Raw genomic sequence first — 16,735 nt, 5'->3', positions numbered from 1 at the left:
ATGTACTGATAATATTGATTTATGGAATATGAAACGAAGAGAGGGAAAAGGATGTATACGAATGAAGATTTACAGATTTTTGTTGATTTATCCCAGACACTCAGCTTTTCTCAGACGGCACGAAATCTCCATTTGTCTCAATCGACGGTGAGTAAACGGATAAAAGATCTGGAGACAGCATTGCAGGTCATTTTGATAGAGCGGGGGCAGGGCATGAAATCTCTCCGACTGACACTGGCAGGTGAGAATTTTCTCCCTATCGCCAATGAAATGCTGTCTCTGTGGAAGGATGCCTGTCATCTGGGAAGAGGGCGCTGGCAGTCGTCTTTTACGATTGCCTCTCTGAGCAGCCTGAATATCCAGGTAATCCCAACGATAGTGGACTATCTGCACGGACATGCGCCGGCGACACATCTGCAGGTGATGACCTCTCATTCGGGATTGATTTATGATTTGGTTGAACGCCATCAGGCAGATCTGGGATTTTCTCTCATTGCCAGAGAATATCAGAATACGCTAGTAGAAAAATGGTTCAGTGAGCCCATGGTCGTAGTCCGACCAATCGGGACCGAGATTTCCGGACCTGTCTGCAGTCCCCGGGATCTGCCACAGGAAATGGAAATTTATAATTACAGTGGCATTGGGTTCCAGGCATGGCATGATCAATGGTGGGCATCGGTCAATAACAGTTATGTCAGCCTGGATAATGCAAGCCTGGTTCCTCTGATGCTGAATAAGCCGGGACAGTGGTCTGTTATGCAGATTTCCATGGCCCGGCAATTAGCGGCGACGGGACAGTATGTTATACAGAAACTGACTAACCCGCCGCCAGATCGTGTGTATTATCTGGTCACGCATCTGCATCCGACGCAGACAGCAGCACATATTTTATCAGTATTGCGGCCGTGTCTGCAATCTTTTGCCGGTCAGGAAGAATCAGCCGGCGAAGTAATACACAAGGGTTAGCATACTTTCTGCCATGTACTGTAATGCATGGCTATCCCAGTGAAAATCCGGGTTGTGGCCGAATACAGGTTCTTTGTCATAGATGCCTGTGTAATAAAAACAGGAAGGAACAGCGGCACTAAAGTAGGCAAAATCTTCAGAACCGGAGCCGCGTTCCATGGTAATCAACTGGATGCGGTCAGCCATGTGGTGGCGCAGGATGGATTCGACGCGGGATGTGACGGCATCATCGTTTATGCATACTGGGGAGAAGGGAACGACATGAAGCTGGCAGGTACCACCATAAATGGTTTCCGAAGCGGTCAGGATATGCTGCAATGTTTCCAGTATATCCTGACGTTTTTTTTCATTATATGTGCGCAGCGTTCCCTTGAGTTCTGCTGTATCGGGAATGACGTTGGGATTATGGCCGGACTGGAACTGGCCAAAGGTGAGGACGACGCCGTCGCCATCGGCCCGTTTATGGTATACATAGTCCTGAATCTGGGAGATAATGGATACGCCCATCTGAATGGGGCTGATGCAATCCGATGGCCGCGATCCGTGTCCGCCTTTTCCATGGATTGTGATGGTGAAATCGTCACAAGAAGCAGAACATTCTCCATGGCGAAGACCGATGTATCCCTGGGGAAGTCCGCCGGCGACATGCAGTCCCAGAGCGTAATCGACATGAGGATTATGTAATATCCCTGCTTCTATCATGCGGGCAGCGCCGCCGTCTCCTTCTTCCGCAGGCTGGAAGGCGAGGCGGATTGTGCCACGCAGGCAGTTCCGGTGAGCCTGGAGGATGCGGGCGACGCCGAGAAGATTGGCCGTATGTCCGTCGTGGCCGCAGGCATGCATGACACCGGGCGTCTGGGAGGTATAGGAACAACTATATTGCTCTGTCAGGGGCAGTGCATCCATGTCGGCGCGGAGCAGTAAGACCGGGCCGGGCAGTGCCCCCCGGATGAGACCGGTGACTCCCGTATCAGCGATGATGCGGGCATCTTCTATGCCTGCTTTCTGGAGTTCGTGAAGGACTGTCTGACTAGTTTTGTGTTCCCGGCCGCTCAATTCCGGGTGGGCGTGGAACTGTTCACGCATATGGATCATATAAGGTAATTCATGTAAAACAGCAGATTCAATATCAAAATCGGGCTGGTACGTATGCACTGTATAGGCCTCCTTGCCATAAAAAATGTTATGTTTATCCATCGTTTAATTCACTTGTTTCTTATATTATATATACTATAATATATTGCGTTTTTTATACGATGATGTACTCTATGCCGTTTATTATATCATGAGAAACGTCATAAAATAATCAAAATATAAAAAATATGATATACTGACCATATATAGGGAGGTTGGCATCATGCAAAGTAAAATAGATATTATTCCGGTTATACGGAATTTAAACCACTGGCCCCGCTTCCGCCTGCGCTTGTTTGCAGAAGGCGCGTGGGTGGGGCTCTTGAGCGGTATTGTCATAAGCTTTTTCCGCTGGTGTCTCGAAGCGGGTACCCGGCTGCGCGAACAGATATACGTCCTGCTCATGCAGGCGGGATGGATGGAAAATATATTATGGTTTGTGTTTTTACTGTTAGCATCGTATGTACTGTACCGGCTGAAACAGCATGAACCGGAAGCATCCGGCAGTGGCATTCCGCAAGTAAAAGGAATCATTCTCGGCGTCGTGCGTTTGCGATGGCTGCGTGTCCTCTGGGTCAAGCTGGCTGGCGGTATCCTGGGGATTGGGCTGGGCCTGTCCCTGGGACGGGAAGGGCCGTCTATTCAGCTTGGTGCGGTAACCGCACAGGGGATGAGCCGCGCACTGGGGCGGACGAGGATGGAAGAGCGCTACTTAATCACGGCGGGAGCCAGTGCCGGTCTGGCGGCCGCATTCAATGCACCGCTGGCAGGGGCGATTTTTGCTCTGGAAGAACTTCATCGCAATTTTTCCAGTGTCGTGCTGGCTCCGGCTATGGCAGCAGCTCTGGTTGCAACCATGGTCAGCCGCGTAGTATTTGGCCGGGACCCGATTTTTCATTTTGGCATGCTGCCACCGTTTCCGTTACGTTACATGTGGCTGGCTGTTGTATTGGGAATCATTATTGGCGTAGCGGGAATTATTTTTAATAAAGGGCTTCTCAATATTGGCCGATTCTACGCATTGCCTGTATTCCGCAATGATTATATGCGCATTGCCTTTGCCCTGGTAACGGCGGGTATATTGGGATATGGATTTCCTCAGGTTCTCGGTGGGGGCAATGACCTCATCAACAGCCTGTATCAACTGCCGTTGTCGCTGACTCTGTTTCTGACACTGCTTTGTGGTAAATTCGTGTTTACACTGATCAGCTATGGATGTGGCACGCCGGGCGGATTTTTTCTTCCCATGCTGGTACTGGGAGCATTATGCGGTGGCAGCATAGGTATTCTTCTCGTACAAATGGGAGTGATTTCCTCGTATTACCTGACGAATATCATTGTCATTTCCATGGCGGCGTTTTTTGCAGCGTCTGTTCATTCTCCCGTTACGGGTACGATTCTGATCATGGAAATGACGGCGTCATATGAACATCTGCTTGTACTTTGCACGGCGTCTATGATTGCTCTGGCGACGGCACAGCTTCTGGGAGGGCAGCCTATTTATGATACACTGCTTAAACGGTCTCTTGCGACGAGACAAAAAGTGCTTCCTGCAGAAGAACGACGTAATATTCTGGAGCTGACTATCAGCAGCGGCAGCGTCGTTGATGGAAAATATATTGGGCGGATTGACTGGCCGGATCATGTTGCCTTAGTCGATATCAAACGGGGAACAGAAGAAATTATTCCCGATTATCATACCCGTTTATGTGCCGGAGATTACCTATATGTCCTGACAGATTCCGTCGAAGCAGCAGAAAAAGTCAGGAACTTGGTGGAACACGAAAATGCATAATAATTATTAAAATTAGTACCTGGTAATAAAAATTTATGATTAAAGTGTGACAAATAGAGGATAATAAAGAACGAGCACAAAGAGAATAGAGTATAAATAGACGAAAACTGATGCATAAATACGTATTTTTTTGACTTATGGTGTCATTTTTGCTATAATTTTGTCGATGTGATTTTTTGATGTTAGCAAAGAGGTGGTTTTTTGAAGAAACGAATAGTCTTCTTACTCACAGCTTTATTTGTTTTTGCATTTTCTTCGCTTGCGTCTGCGAACGTAGAAATGGGGATGACCGGCTCTGTTGTACAGAGTGTGCAATATATGCTCATTGATACTGGATATTTATCTGATGGAGCAGATGGTGTGTTTGGCAGTGGTACACAAAGTGCTGTGCGTCGCTTTCAAGCAGATCATGGATTAGACGCCGACGGAGTTGTCGGAACACAGACAATGCAGGCTCTGGCTGATGCCAGCGGGCGTGAAGTGCCTGAAGAAAGTGGTTCTTACCAGTACAGTATGGTGATGGATGCTACGGCCTATACGGCAGATGATCCGGGAAACAGCGGTATCACCGCAGGTGGTCACCGGCTGACGCATGGCCTCGTTTCTGTCGATCCCGATGTTATTCCGTTGGGAACGCGGCTGTATATTGAAGGATACGGGGACGCTATTGCCGATGATACAGGCGGAGCCATTGTTGGCAACCGCATCGATCTGGGAATGGACGACCGCGATGAAGCTTTGAATTTTGGCAGACAGAATGTCGTTGTCCATGTTTTATAAAATAGCAGAGTCAGAAAAGGAGAGGAGCCCCCTCTCCTTTTTGCATGTCAAAGAAGCATAAGAGAATTTACCAATTTGTGGCAATTTTTTGTAAATTTACTATGTATTTTAGGCAGTGTTTGTGTTATTCTAAAAAGACATGGTAAAGTTATTTGACACCAGGGAGGCTAAGGCTGAATGAAAGACACGATTGCACTTATCTTGGCAGCAGGCAAGGGAACGAGAATGAAATCCCGTCTTCCCAAAGTTCTGCATAAAGTCGGTGGAGTGCCGATGGTAGAACAAGTCCTGCGAACCGTAAAAGCGGCGGGCACACTGCGGCAGATTGTCGTAGTTGGTTTCGGTGGCGAAATGGTACAGGAATATCTGGGCAATGAAGCAGAAACAGTGATGCAGAAAGAACAACTCGGAACCGGGCATGCTGTCCTGCAGGCGGAAGCCCTGCTGAAAGATGCACAGGGAACGCTGCTGGTTACTTGTGGTGATACGCCGCTGGTTACGAAAGATACGTTTACATCCCTTCTGGACTGGCATGAAAAGAGCGGGGCTGCGGCTACGATCCTCACAGCTCATATGCCGGACCCTACTGGTTATGGGCGGATAATCCGCGATGAAGCCGGCCAGGTAGTGAAAATTGTCGAACAGAAAGATGGAACTCCGGAAGAACTGGCCGTCGATGAAGTCAATGCCGGTATATACTGCTTTGATTTGTCTTTACTCTGGCAGATGCTGCACAACGTGAATAATAACAACGCCCAGGGCGAATATTATCTGACAGATATTATTGGCATGCTGGTCAGTGCAGGAAGGGTAGTCAGCGCATTTGCTGCTCCCGATTATCGGGAAACGCTGGGTGTCAATTCCCGTCAACAGCTGGCAGCGGCCGAACAGGTCCTGCGCAGCCGTAAACTTGATGAGCTGATGACTGAAGGCGTTTCTATTATCGACCCGGCCAATACCTATGTAGATACGACGGTAGTAGTGGGCCGGGATACGGTCTTGTATCCGGGAACAATTCTGGAAGGAAATACCGTTATCGGTGAAGATTGCCAGATCGGGCCGTACGTCCGCATGACGAACGTACAAATGGGGTCCCACGATCATTTACAGTTTACCTATGCCCATGATTGTCAGATCAAGGATGGATGTGAAATCGGGCCCTTTGTCCATTTCCGTCCCAATACGGTGATCGGCAATCATGTCAAGGTTGGCAACTATATGGAAGTAAAGAATTCAAACGTCGGCGATGGTACCAAACTGCCGCACCTGAGCTATATTGGCGACAGTGATGTCGGTAGTGGCGTCAATATCGGCTGCGGAACGATTACCGTCAATTATGATGGCAAAATCAAACATCGCACGACGATTGCCGATCACGCCTTTGTGGGATGCAACAGCAATCTCGTAGCGCCTGTTTCGATTGGTGCTTATGCTTATGTCGGCGCTGGTTCGACGATTACCAAAGATGTTCCGGCCAAAGCTCTTTCTGTGGGCCGGGCCAGACAGCGTAATATCGAAGGCTGGGTAAAAGACGATACATATAAGAAATAATCAGTAAGTTCCATCGGTACTGCTGTTATTATATTTCACTACTTAATTAGGAGGCTCACCATGAGTTACGAAGACGGGAAAAAGCTGAAAATTTTTACAGGTAATGCCAATCCGAAACTGGCAAAAGAAATTGCAGACTACCTTGGCCTGGAATTGGGCAAGGCTTTTGTCGGCAAATTCAACAACGGTGAAATTCAGGTTATGATTGATGAAAGTGTCCGCGGCAAGGATGTTTTCGTCATTCAGCCGACATGTCAGCCTGCCAATGATACGCTGATGGAATTGCTGATTATGGCAGATGCGCTGAAACGTGCTTCGGCCCGTCACATTACGGCAGTTGTGCCGTATTATGGATATGCCCGTCAGGACCGCAAGACCCGTGGCCGCGAACCGATTACGTCCAAACTGGTTGCTGACCTGATGACGACTGCCGGCATTACCCGGGTGGTTACGATGGATCTTCATGCCGGACAGATTCAGGGATTCTTCGATATTCCTGTCGATCATCTCGGCTCTGCTTCTATCATTGCTAAATATATCAATCAAAAGAAAGCAGAATGTGATATGGGCGATATCGTCGTCGTTTCTCCGGACCTTGGCGGGGTAACCCGTGCCCGTGACCTGGCTGACCGCGTCAATGCGCCTATTGCAATCATTGAAAAACGCCGCCCCCGTCCGGGTGTTGCCGAAGTCATGAATGTCATCGGTGACATCAAAGGCAAGACTTGTATTCTCGTCGATGATATCGTCGATACGGCAGGTTCCTTGTGCGGTGGTGCCAAGGCACTGAAAGAAATGGGTGCTGCCCGTGTGTATGCAGCCTGTGCCCATGCCGTCCTTACAGATCCGGCGGTGGACCGCATTAAGAATTCGGTTATTACGGAACTGATTATTACGAATACGATTCCTCTTCCGGAAGAAAAACAGATTGATAAAATCAAAGTTCTCTCTGTGGCACCGCTTCTCGGCGAAGCAATCATGCGTATTTTCCACGATGTATCGGTCAGCCGTCTGTTTGACAAATAAGAGGCAGGTACGAAGGTGCACATGATAGTGGGCCTGGGCAATCCGGGCCGGGAATATGAAAAATCGAAGCATAATACGGGGTTCCGCGTCATTGACGAACTGGCATCACGCCTTGGCGTTACGGTCTGGCGGAGTCAGATGGATGCCCTGGTAGCCCAGGCGATGGATGACGGTGAAAAGATATTGCTGGTCAAACCGCAGACGTATATGAATAACAGCGGGGCTGCTGTAGGCCCGCTCATGCGTTGGTATAAACTGGATGAAACCGATGTATATGTCATATATGACGATATGGATCTGCCCGTAGGCCGGCTGCGTATCCGGACCAGTGGCAGTGCCGGGGGACACAATGGAATCAAGAGTCTTCTGGCTCATGGCTGTGAACGTTTTATCCGGTTCCGTGTAGGCATAGGCCGTCCATTGCCCCATCATGATGTCGTAGATCACGTTCTGACGCCTTTTCCAGACGAATTGGTACCAGAATATGAAGAAGGGCTCAAAAAAGCCGCAGACGCCATTCTGGGCTGCCTGAAATTGGGCGTGGATAAGGGAATGAACCGTTTTAATCCCCGGAAGAAAAAAGAATAAGAAAAAACACACTGATTAAACGTTTAATTTAAGAAATGTGGCGAAAAACTGAAATAAAAGCCTTGACAGGGAATGATTTTTCATAGATAATGTATTCAATCTTTCCTATAGGCATATATTTTAAAGAATAGATGCCACAAAATGCTATGATTGGGTAAAGGGTATGATTGGTATTTTCTGACAGAGAACCGGCGGTTGCTGAGAGCCGGGAGATGATCCGTATATCCGACTTCGCCCGGGAGCAGCTATGTCGAATTTTTTTCTAGAGAAACAGGAGGCATAGACGTGATTCCGCGTTAGGGAATGTCTGGTAAGACACTGAGTATAATATCAGGGTGGTACCGCGATACTTCGCCCCTGTTGCATAGGACATGCAGCAGGGGCCTTTTTTATTGCAGACAGGGAAAGAGATGCCATTGCATCTGGGGAGATCAAATGGCACAGGGAGCCGGCCGGACAAACTGTGGGGGCAGTGAGAATGGTGGCATATGGGGGTATGCAAAAGCTTCCTGAAAAAGAAACAATGCGTAGATTTACATCGGTTCGTGATAAGTGCCGCACAGCGGCATGGGGGAGTATTTTTGTAGGGGGATTGGTAAGGTTTTAGTTTTTTAATAGTTTTATATTAGTTGTGTATTTTGCATCGTGTTATTATTTTTTTGTATTCCTGACGGTAAAGTTGTTGACACTCTTTTATGCAGGACAAAACACCAGAAATGCGGATAGCTGCAGGTTATCCGTGTTTCTGGTGTTTTGTGTTATAATTAAATAATATTTCAGAGATAAGGAGCTTTATATGATGATTGAACATATATGTGCGGAACCGGATATATACCGCATTGAAGTACCACTGCCAAACAATCCGCTGCGATATCTGAATTCCTATGTCGTACGTGGCAGAGACCGGTTTTTAGTCATTGACACGGGATTTAACCGGCCGGAATGCCGGGAAGCGCTGTTTACTGGATTGGACAGCCTCCGTGTTGACCTGGCGCGGACCGATTTATTTTTGACGCATCTCCATGCCGATCATACGGGGCTTGTGGGAGATTTTGCCCGGGCGGGAAGCCGGATTTTCATGCATCATGATGACTATCAGTATCTCGTCGATTCGACTGATGGCAGCACCTGGCGATATGCGGAGGAAAAATTTATGGTCGAAGGAATGCCGCCGCAAGATATAAAGAATCAATTTTCCAATCAGGCACGGAAATATTCGCCGGACCCGTCCTTTACAGTACAGACTGTGCACGATGGGGAACGGATACTGCTGGCTGGTACGGAGTTTCAGGTCATTCATACGCCGGGCCATACAAAAGGCCTGTGCTGCCTGTATATACCGGACAAAGAAATTATATTTACCAGTGACCATATTCTCTTTGATATTACGCCGAATATTCAATACTGGTATCATATGCCTGATGCGCTGGAACGGTATCTGCAGAGCCTGGATAAGGTATATGATCTGCCTGTACGGCTGGCCTTGCCGGGACATCGCAAAGGAGATACGTCTATTGCCAGCCGTATCGATGCGCTAAGGAGGCATCATGCCAGCCGTCTCGATGAAGTGCTGCAGGCGGCCGCCGCGCATCCAGGAGCGACGGCCTTTGAACTAGCCCCCTGCCTTTCCTGGTCTATGCGGGGCAGGTCGTGGGCCGAATTCCCACCGACCCAGAAGTGGTTTGCCATGGGAGAAACGCTGGCCCATATTGAATACCTGCTCCACCACGGGCAACTGATTCGTCGGGAAATTGATGGTACGTACCGGTATTATACCGTATAATGTAATAAACAACTATTAACTGCACTCTGCCATGAGAGAGTGCAGTTTTTTGTCTTGAATTTATATAGTTTTAAACTATGTAATAGCACGATTGATACGTATTATACAAAGGATGAGCATTATGTTACACTTACATTGTCAAGAGGAAACGAAATAAAAACAAGAAAACATACTTTGTTTATTAAAAGCTGCATAGCTTTTGAATAGTGTTATATATTATCATTCTATATAATTTAAGGAGGAAATTGTAATGGAAAAAGAAATGTTGAAGAAAATGGGTTTTGCTACACAGGCTATTCATGCAGGTGCAATGAAAAATGAATTCGGTGCTCTGACCAACCCGATTTATCAGTCTTCTACATTCGTATTTGATTCGGCTGAACAGGGCGGTAATCGCTTTGCTTTAAAAGAACCGGGCTACATTTATTCCCGTCTTGGCAATCCTTCCGATACGCAGGTTGAAGAAAAGGTTGCCATGCTCGAAGGCGGCGAAGCCTGCTGCTCTGCAGCTTCTGGTATGGGCGCTATTTCTTCCGCTCTCTGGACACTGCTCCATGCAGGTGATCATGTAGTAGCCAGCGATACGCTCTATGGCTGCACATTCGCTCTCCTGAACCACGGCATGACCCGCTATGGTGTAGAAGTATCCTTCGTCGATATCACCGATATGGACGCTGTTAAAAAAGCTATCAAACCGAACACCCGCGTTATTTACCTCGAAACACCGGCTAACCCGACACTGAAGATTTCCGATATCGAAGGCATCAGCAAGATGGCTCATGAAATGGGCGATATTACCGTCGTAGTTGATAACACCTTCTGCTCGCCGTACATCCAGAAACCGTTATCCCTTGGTGCTGACGTAGTTGTTCATTCTGCTACTAAATATCTGAACGGCCATGGCGACGTTATTGCCGGCTTCGTAGTTGGTACTCAGGAATACATCAACAACGTACGTCTCTTCGGTATCAAAGATATGACTGGTTCCGTACTCAGCCCGTTTGATGCATTCCTCATCGCCCGCGGCATGAAGACACTGGCTCTGCGTATGGAAAAACATTCGGCTAACGCCATGAAGGTTGCTGAATTCCTCGAAAGCCATCCGGCCGTTGCAAAAGTCAACTATCCTGGCCTGAAGAGCTTCCCACAGTATGAACTGGCTAAAAAACAGATGCGTCTGCCCGGCGGCATGATTTCCTTCGAACTCAAAGGTGGCAGAGAAGAAGGCGCTATCGTCATGAACAACGTCAAACTGTGCAGCCTGGCTGTATCTCTCGGCGATGCTGAAACATTGATCGAACATGCTGCTTCCATGACACACTCCACATATACACCGGAAGAACTGAAAGCTGCCGGCATCAGCGAAGGTCTGGTACGTCTCTCCGTAGGTCTGGAAGATGCTGATGATATCATCGCTGACCTCAAACAGGCTCTCGATCTGATTAAATAATATTGGTAATGCAGACAGAATCCCACTCTGATTAATTGCATAACGCTAAGGGAGGCTGCAGCAAAATACATATAGAATTATGTTGCTGCAGCCTCTTTTTAGCTCTCTTATGGATAACGAAACATTATATTGCACTTTGACATTTAGTTACATTTTAGGAGGAGTTCTCAATGGCAATGAAAATGATGACCATGGACGGCAACACGGCTGCCGCCTATGTGTCCTATGTATTTACCGATGTAGCAGCCATTTATCCGATTACGCCGAGCTCGACTATGGCAGAAAAAATGGATGAATGGGCAACCAAGGGCGTCAAGAACATGTTCGGCCAGGTTGTTAAAATTCAGGAAATGCAGGCCGAAGGCGGCGCTGCCGGTGCTGTACACGGGTCTCTCGTGTCCGGTGCCCTGACCACGACTTATACGGCTTCCCAGGGCCTGCTGCTCATGATTCCGAATATGTACAAGATTGCCGGCGAACTCCTGCCGGGCGTCTTCCACGTCGCAGCCCGCGCCCTGGCCACCAATACCATGTCTATCTTCGGTGACCAGCGCGATGTCATGGCCTGCCGTCAGACCGGCTTTGCCATGCTCGCCGAAGCCAGCGTACAGGAAGTCATGGACCTGGCTGCTGTCGCTCATCTTTCGGCTATCAAAGGCAGCGTGCCGTTCCTCAACTTCTTCGACGGCTTCCGCACATCCCATGAAATCCAGAAAATCGAAGCCTGGGATTACGACGACCTGGCAAAACTCGTAGACCAGGATGCCCTGAAGAAATTCCGCGACCGCGGCTCGTCCCCGGACCATCCGACACTGAAAGGCTCCTTGGAAAACAGCGATATATACTTCCAGCAGCAGGAAGTACAGAACCGCTACTACCAGGCCCTGCCGGACATCGTAGAAGAATACATGGAAAAAGTATCGGAACTGACTGGCCGGGAATACCACCCCTTCACCTACTACGGTGCGCCTGATGCCGACCGCATGATCATCGCCATGGGCTCCCTGTGCGATGCGACGAAGGAAACGGTGGATTACCTCAACGCCCACGGAGAAAAGACGGGCCTCCTTTCGGTCCATCTCTATCGCCCGTTCTCGCTCAAATACTTCTTCAAATATATCCCGGAAACAGTCCGGAAGATCGCCGTCCTGGACCGCACGAAGGAACAGGGCTCCCTGGCAGAACCGCTCTATCTCGATGTCACCCAGGCCTACAGCGGCGTAGAAAACGCACCGCTCATCGTAGGCGGCCGTGCCGGCCTCGGCGGCAAGGATACGACACCGACCCATATCCTCAGCGTTTTCGAAAACCTGAAACAGGATACGCCGAAAGACCATTTCACCGTTGCTATTACAGACGACGTGACCCATACGTCCCTGCCGGTCACCAAGGATATCGATACGACACCGGCTGGCACGACGGCCTGCAAGTTCTGGGGCCTCGGCAGTGATGGTACGGTCGGCGCCAACAAGTCGGCTGTCAAGATCATCGGCAACCACACCAACATGTATGCCCAGGCATACTTTGCCTACGACTCCAAGAAATCCGGCGGTATTACCGTATCCCACCTGCGCTTTGGCAAGACACCGATTACGTCTTCCTATCTGATCAATAAAGCCAACTTCGTATCGTGCTCGCAGCAGACGTATGTACACAAATACGACGTACTGGCCGGTATCAAAGACGGCGGCACGTTCCTGCTGAACACCATCTGGGATGCAGCCGAACTGGAACAGAACCTGCCGGCATCGATGAAACGGACCCTGGCACAGAAACATATCCAGTTCTACACGATCAATGCTGTCAAGATTGCCCAGGACATCGGATTGGGCGGCCGGTTCAACATGATCATGCAGTCGGCATTCTTCAAACTGGCCGATATCATCCCCGTTGAAGATGCCGTGAAATATCTGAAAGACGCTGTCGTCACCAACTATGGCAAGAAAGGCCAGAAAGTCGTCGATATGAACAACGCCGCTATCGACCAGGGCGTATCGCAGATCGTGAAAATCGATATCCCTGCAGCCTGGGCCGATGCGACCGATGCACCGGAAGCGCAGAAAGACGTACCGGAATTCATCACGAAACTGCAGAAGCCGATCAATGCCCAGGAAGGGGACAGCCTGCCGGTCAGTGCTTTCCTCGGTCTGGAAGACGGCGCCTTCCCGCAGGGAACGGCAGCCTACGAAAAACGCGGTGTAGCTATCAATGTACCGGAATGGCAGGTAGAAAACTGCCTGCAGTGCAACCAGTGCGCCATGGTATGTCCTCATGCCGCTATCCGTCCTGTCCTGACGACGGACGAAGAAGTGGCAGCCGCACCGGAAGGATTTGTCTCCCGTCCGGCAACGGGCGCCCAGGGAATGCACTTCACCATGCAGGTATCCGTCATGGACTGCCTCGGCTGCGGCAGCTGTGCCCAGGTATGCCCGGCAAAAGAAAAGGCCCTGGTCATGAAACCGTTCAGCACACAGGAACAGAAAGCTCCCCTGTGGGATTATGCCATGAGTGTCAGCCGGAAAGCCAACCCGATGAACAAGTTTACCGTCAAAGGCAGCCAGTTCGAACAGCCGCTGCTGGAATTCTCCGGTGCCTGTGCCGGCTGCGGGGAAACGCCGTATGCCAAACTGGTTACCCAGCTCTTCGGCGACCGCATGATGATTGCCAATGCGACAGGCTGCTCCTGCGTATGGGCCGACAGTGTACCGTCTACACCGTACACGACCAATGCCGACGGCCACGGCCCGGCATGGGGCAACAGCCTCTTTGAAGATAATGCCGAATACGGCCTGGGCATGTACCTCGGCGTCCGCCAGGTACGGGAAAAGGTAGCCATGGACGTAGCGGAAGTACTGGCCAACGACCAGACACCGGCTGATGTGAAAGCGGTCCTGCAGGACTGGTATGATCACCGCGATGACACAGAAGGTACACGGGAACGGGCCGACAAGGTTACGGCCGCACTGGAAGGCGTAAAGGACAGCTGCCCGGTATGCAGACGGATTTATGACCGCCGCGACTATCTGGTAAAACGCAGTCAGTGGATCTTCGGCGGCGACGGCTGGGCTTACGATATCGGCTACGGCGGCCTGGACCACGTCCTGGCCCAGGATGAAGATGTCAATGTCCTGGTCATGGATACAGAAGTCTACTCCAATACAGGCGGCCAGTCGTCGAAAGCGACGCCGACCAGTGCCATTGCGAAATTCGCAGCTGGCGGCAAACGGACGAAGAAGAAGGACTTAGGCCGCATGGCTATGACCTATGGCTATGTCTATGTAGCCCAGGTAGCCCTCGGTGCTGACATGAACCAGTGCATCAAGGCCATCAAAGAAGCCGAAGCCTATAAAGGACCGAGCCTGATTATCGCCTATGCACCGTGTATCAACCACGGCATCAAGAAGGGCATGGGCTTCAGCCAGATAGAAGCAAAGAAAGCCGTACAGAACGGATACTGGCATCTCTACCGGTATAACCCGGATGTAGAAGCAGCCGGCAAGAACGGCTTCACCCTGGATTCGAAAGATCCCAAGGGCGATCTGAAGGACTTCCTCCTGGGAGAAGTACGGTATGCATCGTTGCAGAAAGTCTTCCCGGAACAGGCGGAACAGTTCTACGAACGTACGGAAAAAGATATGAAAGACCGACTCGATTCCTACAAGGAATTGGCAGACAGAAAGTAATACCCCTGTATCTCCCCTCTGTCTGTTAACAACCTCCATTTTCACCATAGATGTATAAGCGCACGAAAGCACTCTGGATATGTGTCCGGGGTGCTTTCGTGCGCTTGCTTGATATTTGAATTACTTATAACTATCGATATAGTACAACAAAGTTAATATAAAATTTAACTATATAAAACCAAAACGAATATGTATTATACAAAAACGACATTATACTGTAAAATAAATACAGAGTTAAGAAATACGAAAAACAATAACTGCATATGCATCTATGACGGTGATATTATTAAATATTTGCGGATGTAGATGGACGGGGACATATGCGATATATGTTATATCTTGGGAGTTGATATTATTAGAAACTATAATTATGCATAAGAATCTGTGATACGTGGCCACTACAGATCTTTTATAAAGCAGAAGAATCCGATGCTGTTATTTCATTGGGATATTTGAAAGGAGAAATCATATGAAAGAGCGTGAAGAACTCGAAAAAGAAGTCGAGATGGACGTTAGAGATGAAAAGGAACAAGTAACGAATCAGGCAAAACCAAATGCCATTGCATTGATTCCGTTCATCGTCTTTGTTGCCGTATACCTGGGCAGTGGCATTATTCTGGATATGAGCGGTATGGAAATGGCCTTCTATCAGTTCCCGGCTCCACTGGCAGCTGCTATTGGCGCGATTACTGCATTCTTTGTTATCAAGGGTAATTTTGAAGAAAAATTTGAAACGTTTGTCGCAGGCTGTGGTGATTCCAACATCATCATCATGTGCATCATCTACCTGCTGGCCGGTGGCTTTGCTGCTACCTGTAAGGCTATGGGCGGTATTGACTCGACGGTCAATCTGGGCCTGACCTATATTCCGCCAGAATACCTGGCAGCAGGCGTATTCGTTATTTCCGGTTTCATTGCTACGGCAACGGGTACATCTGTCGGCAGTGCGGCTGCTGTCGGACCTATTGCTGTCGCCGTTGCTGAAAAAGCCGGTATTCCCCTGCCTCTTATGATCGGCTGTGTCATGGGCGGGATCATGCTCGGTGATAATCTTTCCATTATTTCCGATACGACCATTGCCTCGACCCGTACACAGGGGTGTGCCATGAAAGATAAATTCCGCCTGAATTTCTGGCTGACATTGATTCCGGCCATCCTGACAGTCATATTGCTGATTATTTTCGGTGGTTCTGAAACGGCCGTCAGCACAGGGGACCATCCCTATAATCTGATTAAAGTTCTGCCTTATGTAGTCGTTCTGGTTACGGCCGTTGCCGGTGCCAACGTATTCCTGGTCCTGGCCGGTGGTATCGTCCTGGCTGGCATTATCGGGCTCTTCTATGGAGATCTGACGGCTCTGACTTTTGCACAGGCTATTTACAAAGGCTTCCTGGGCATGACGGATATCTTCTTCCTCTCCATGCTGACTGGCGGCCTGGCTGCTATGGTCAATAAAGCCGGTGGGATTTCGTACCTGCTGGTCAATGTACAGCGCTTTATCAAAGGCAAGAATTCGGCCGAACTTGGGATTTCTGCACTGGTATCCATTACGGATATTGCTACGGCCAATAATACCGTTTCCATCATCATCAACGGCGAAGTTGCCAAACGCATCTGCTATAAGTTCCACGTTGATCCCCGCCGCAGTGCGGCCCTCCTGAGTACATTTTCTTCTATCTTCCAGGGCCTCATCCCATACGGCGCACAAATGCTGATCATGGTCGGCTTTGCCAACGGCAGAGTATCTCCGCTGGAAGTATTGCCGTATTGCTGGTTCATTTACCTCCTCGGCATATCTGCCATCATTTCCGTTTTCGTTCCTTTCTCCGATGGTTTCATCCGCAAAGATCCCTGGAACTTTGCCGAACAGAAACCGCAGAGTCAGGTTGAAGGTAGTGCTGGAAAAAGCACAAACTCCATAACAGCATAGGGTTTCATCTGACAGAGGCTTCTGGATTCCGGAAGCCTCTGTCGGACTG

The 16,735-nt window shown here is 49.3% G+C and carries 11 protein-coding genes and 1 other annotated feature; of the genes, 10 read left to right on the top strand and 1 reads right to left on the bottom strand.

Annotation, left to right across the window (positions count from 1 at the left end; genetic code table 11):
• The first annotated feature begins 51 nt into the window (after positions 1-51).
• Complete coding sequence (locus ACGTIC_RS13760; protein WP_075581578.1) at positions 52-966, top strand: LysR family transcriptional regulator; 915 nt, start codon at positions 52-54, stop codon at positions 964-966.
• Here the strand turns inward: ACGTIC_RS13760 and ACGTIC_RS13755 are convergent.
• Positions 937-2,121: a M20 family metallopeptidase gene (locus ACGTIC_RS13755; RefSeq protein WP_257536561.1), complete on the bottom strand. Its 1,185-nt coding sequence runs from the start codon at positions 2,119-2,121 to the stop codon at positions 937-939. The genes ACGTIC_RS13760 and ACGTIC_RS13755 overlap by 30 nt on opposite strands.
• Positions 2,122-2,323: 202 nt before the next feature.
• On the opposite strand from ACGTIC_RS13755, the gene ACGTIC_RS13750 reads away from it, so the two are divergent.
• The 9 genes from ACGTIC_RS13750 (at position 2,324) to ACGTIC_RS13710 (ending at position 16,686) form a co-directional block, all read left to right on the top strand.
• Complete coding sequence (locus ACGTIC_RS13750) at positions 2,324-3,895, top strand: ClC family H(+)/Cl(-) exchange transporter (RefSeq protein ID WP_059076578.1); 1,572 nt, start codon at positions 2,324-2,326, stop codon at positions 3,893-3,895.
• Positions 3,896-4,174: 279 nt separating this feature from the next.
• Entirely contained in the window at positions 4,175-4,675 is a 501-nt protein-coding gene (locus ACGTIC_RS13745) for a peptidoglycan-binding protein (protein ID WP_072235729.1), read from the top strand.
• A gap of 177 nt (positions 4,676-4,852) precedes the next feature.
• Complete coding sequence (gene glmU / locus ACGTIC_RS13740) at positions 4,853-6,226, top strand: bifunctional UDP-N-acetylglucosamine diphosphorylase/glucosamine-1-phosphate N-acetyltransferase GlmU (RefSeq protein ID WP_059076579.1); 1,374 nt, start codon at positions 4,853-4,855, stop codon at positions 6,224-6,226.
• A gap of 60 nt (positions 6,227-6,286) precedes the next feature.
• Positions 6,287-7,252 (top strand): ribose-phosphate pyrophosphokinase, encoded by a 966-nt coding sequence (locus ACGTIC_RS13735; RefSeq protein WP_059076580.1) that lies wholly within the window; start codon positions 6,287-6,289, stop codon positions 7,250-7,252.
• A 21-nt stretch (positions 7,253-7,273) separates the two neighbouring features.
• On the top strand, positions 7,274-7,840 hold the full coding sequence (pth, locus tag ACGTIC_RS13730; protein ID WP_059076581.1) for an aminoacyl-tRNA hydrolase: 567 nt from the start codon (positions 7,274-7,276) through the stop codon (positions 7,838-7,840).
• Between the two features lie 137 nt (positions 7,841-7,977).
• Positions 7,978-8,202, top strand: a binding site (T-box leader).
• Between the two features lie 434 nt (positions 8,203-8,636).
• Positions 8,637-9,623, top strand: a complete 987-nt coding sequence (locus tag ACGTIC_RS13725; RefSeq protein ID WP_234995353.1) for an MBL fold metallo-hydrolase — start codon at positions 8,637-8,639, stop codon at positions 9,621-9,623.
• Positions 9,624-9,873: 250 nt separating this feature from the next.
• Positions 9,874-11,073 (top strand): methionine gamma-lyase, encoded by a 1,200-nt coding sequence (gene megL, locus ACGTIC_RS13720; RefSeq protein ID WP_059076583.1) that lies wholly within the window; start codon positions 9,874-9,876, stop codon positions 11,071-11,073.
• 170 nt (positions 11,074-11,243) lie between these two features.
• A complete protein-coding gene (gene nifJ, locus ACGTIC_RS13715) occupies positions 11,244-14,756 on the top strand; it encodes a pyruvate:ferredoxin (flavodoxin) oxidoreductase (RefSeq protein ID WP_113856355.1) in 3,513 nt (1,170 codons plus the stop codon).
• Positions 14,757-15,225: 469 nt separating this feature from the next.
• Complete coding sequence (locus ACGTIC_RS13710; protein ID WP_307788708.1) at positions 15,226-16,686, top strand: Na+/H+ antiporter NhaC family protein; 1,461 nt, start codon at positions 15,226-15,228, stop codon at positions 16,684-16,686.
• Positions 16,687-16,735 lie beyond the last annotated feature (49 nt).

Source organism: Megasphaera hexanoica (genome assembly GCF_043520715.1).
Lineage (GTDB): Bacteria > Bacillota > Negativicutes > Veillonellales > Megasphaeraceae > Megasphaera > Megasphaera hexanoica.
Note: the sequence above shows the minus strand (reverse complement) of the source record. Positions and strands in the feature narration are given on the sequence as shown.

Coding starts and splice junctions, on each gene's coding strand:
- ACGTIC_RS13735 (WP_059076580.1), top strand. CDS start 6,287: ATGAGTTACGAAGACGGGAAAAAGCTGAAAATTTTTACAGGTAATGCC.
- megL (WP_059076583.1), top strand. CDS start 9,874: ATGGAAAAAGAAATGTTGAAGAAAATGGGTTTTGCTACACAGGCTATT.
- pth (WP_059076581.1), top strand. CDS start 7,274: ATGATAGTGGGCCTGGGCAATCCGGGCCGGGAATATGAAAAATCGAAG.
- ACGTIC_RS13710 (WP_307788708.1), top strand. CDS start 15,226: ATGAAAGAGCGTGAAGAACTCGAAAAAGAAGTCGAGATGGACGTTAGA.
- ACGTIC_RS13745 (WP_072235729.1), top strand. CDS start 4,175: ATGGGGATGACCGGCTCTGTTGTACAGAGTGTGCAATATATGCTCATT.
- nifJ (WP_113856355.1), top strand. CDS start 11,244: ATGGCAATGAAAATGATGACCATGGACGGCAACACGGCTGCCGCCTAT.
- glmU (WP_059076579.1), top strand. CDS start 4,853: ATGAAAGACACGATTGCACTTATCTTGGCAGCAGGCAAGGGAACGAGA.
- ACGTIC_RS13725 (WP_234995353.1), top strand. CDS start 8,637: ATGATGATTGAACATATATGTGCGGAACCGGATATATACCGCATTGAA.
- ACGTIC_RS13750 (WP_059076578.1), top strand. CDS start 2,324: ATGCAAAGTAAAATAGATATTATTCCGGTTATACGGAATTTAAACCAC.
- ACGTIC_RS13760 (WP_075581578.1), top strand. CDS start 52: ATGTATACGAATGAAGATTTACAGATTTTTGTTGATTTATCCCAGACA.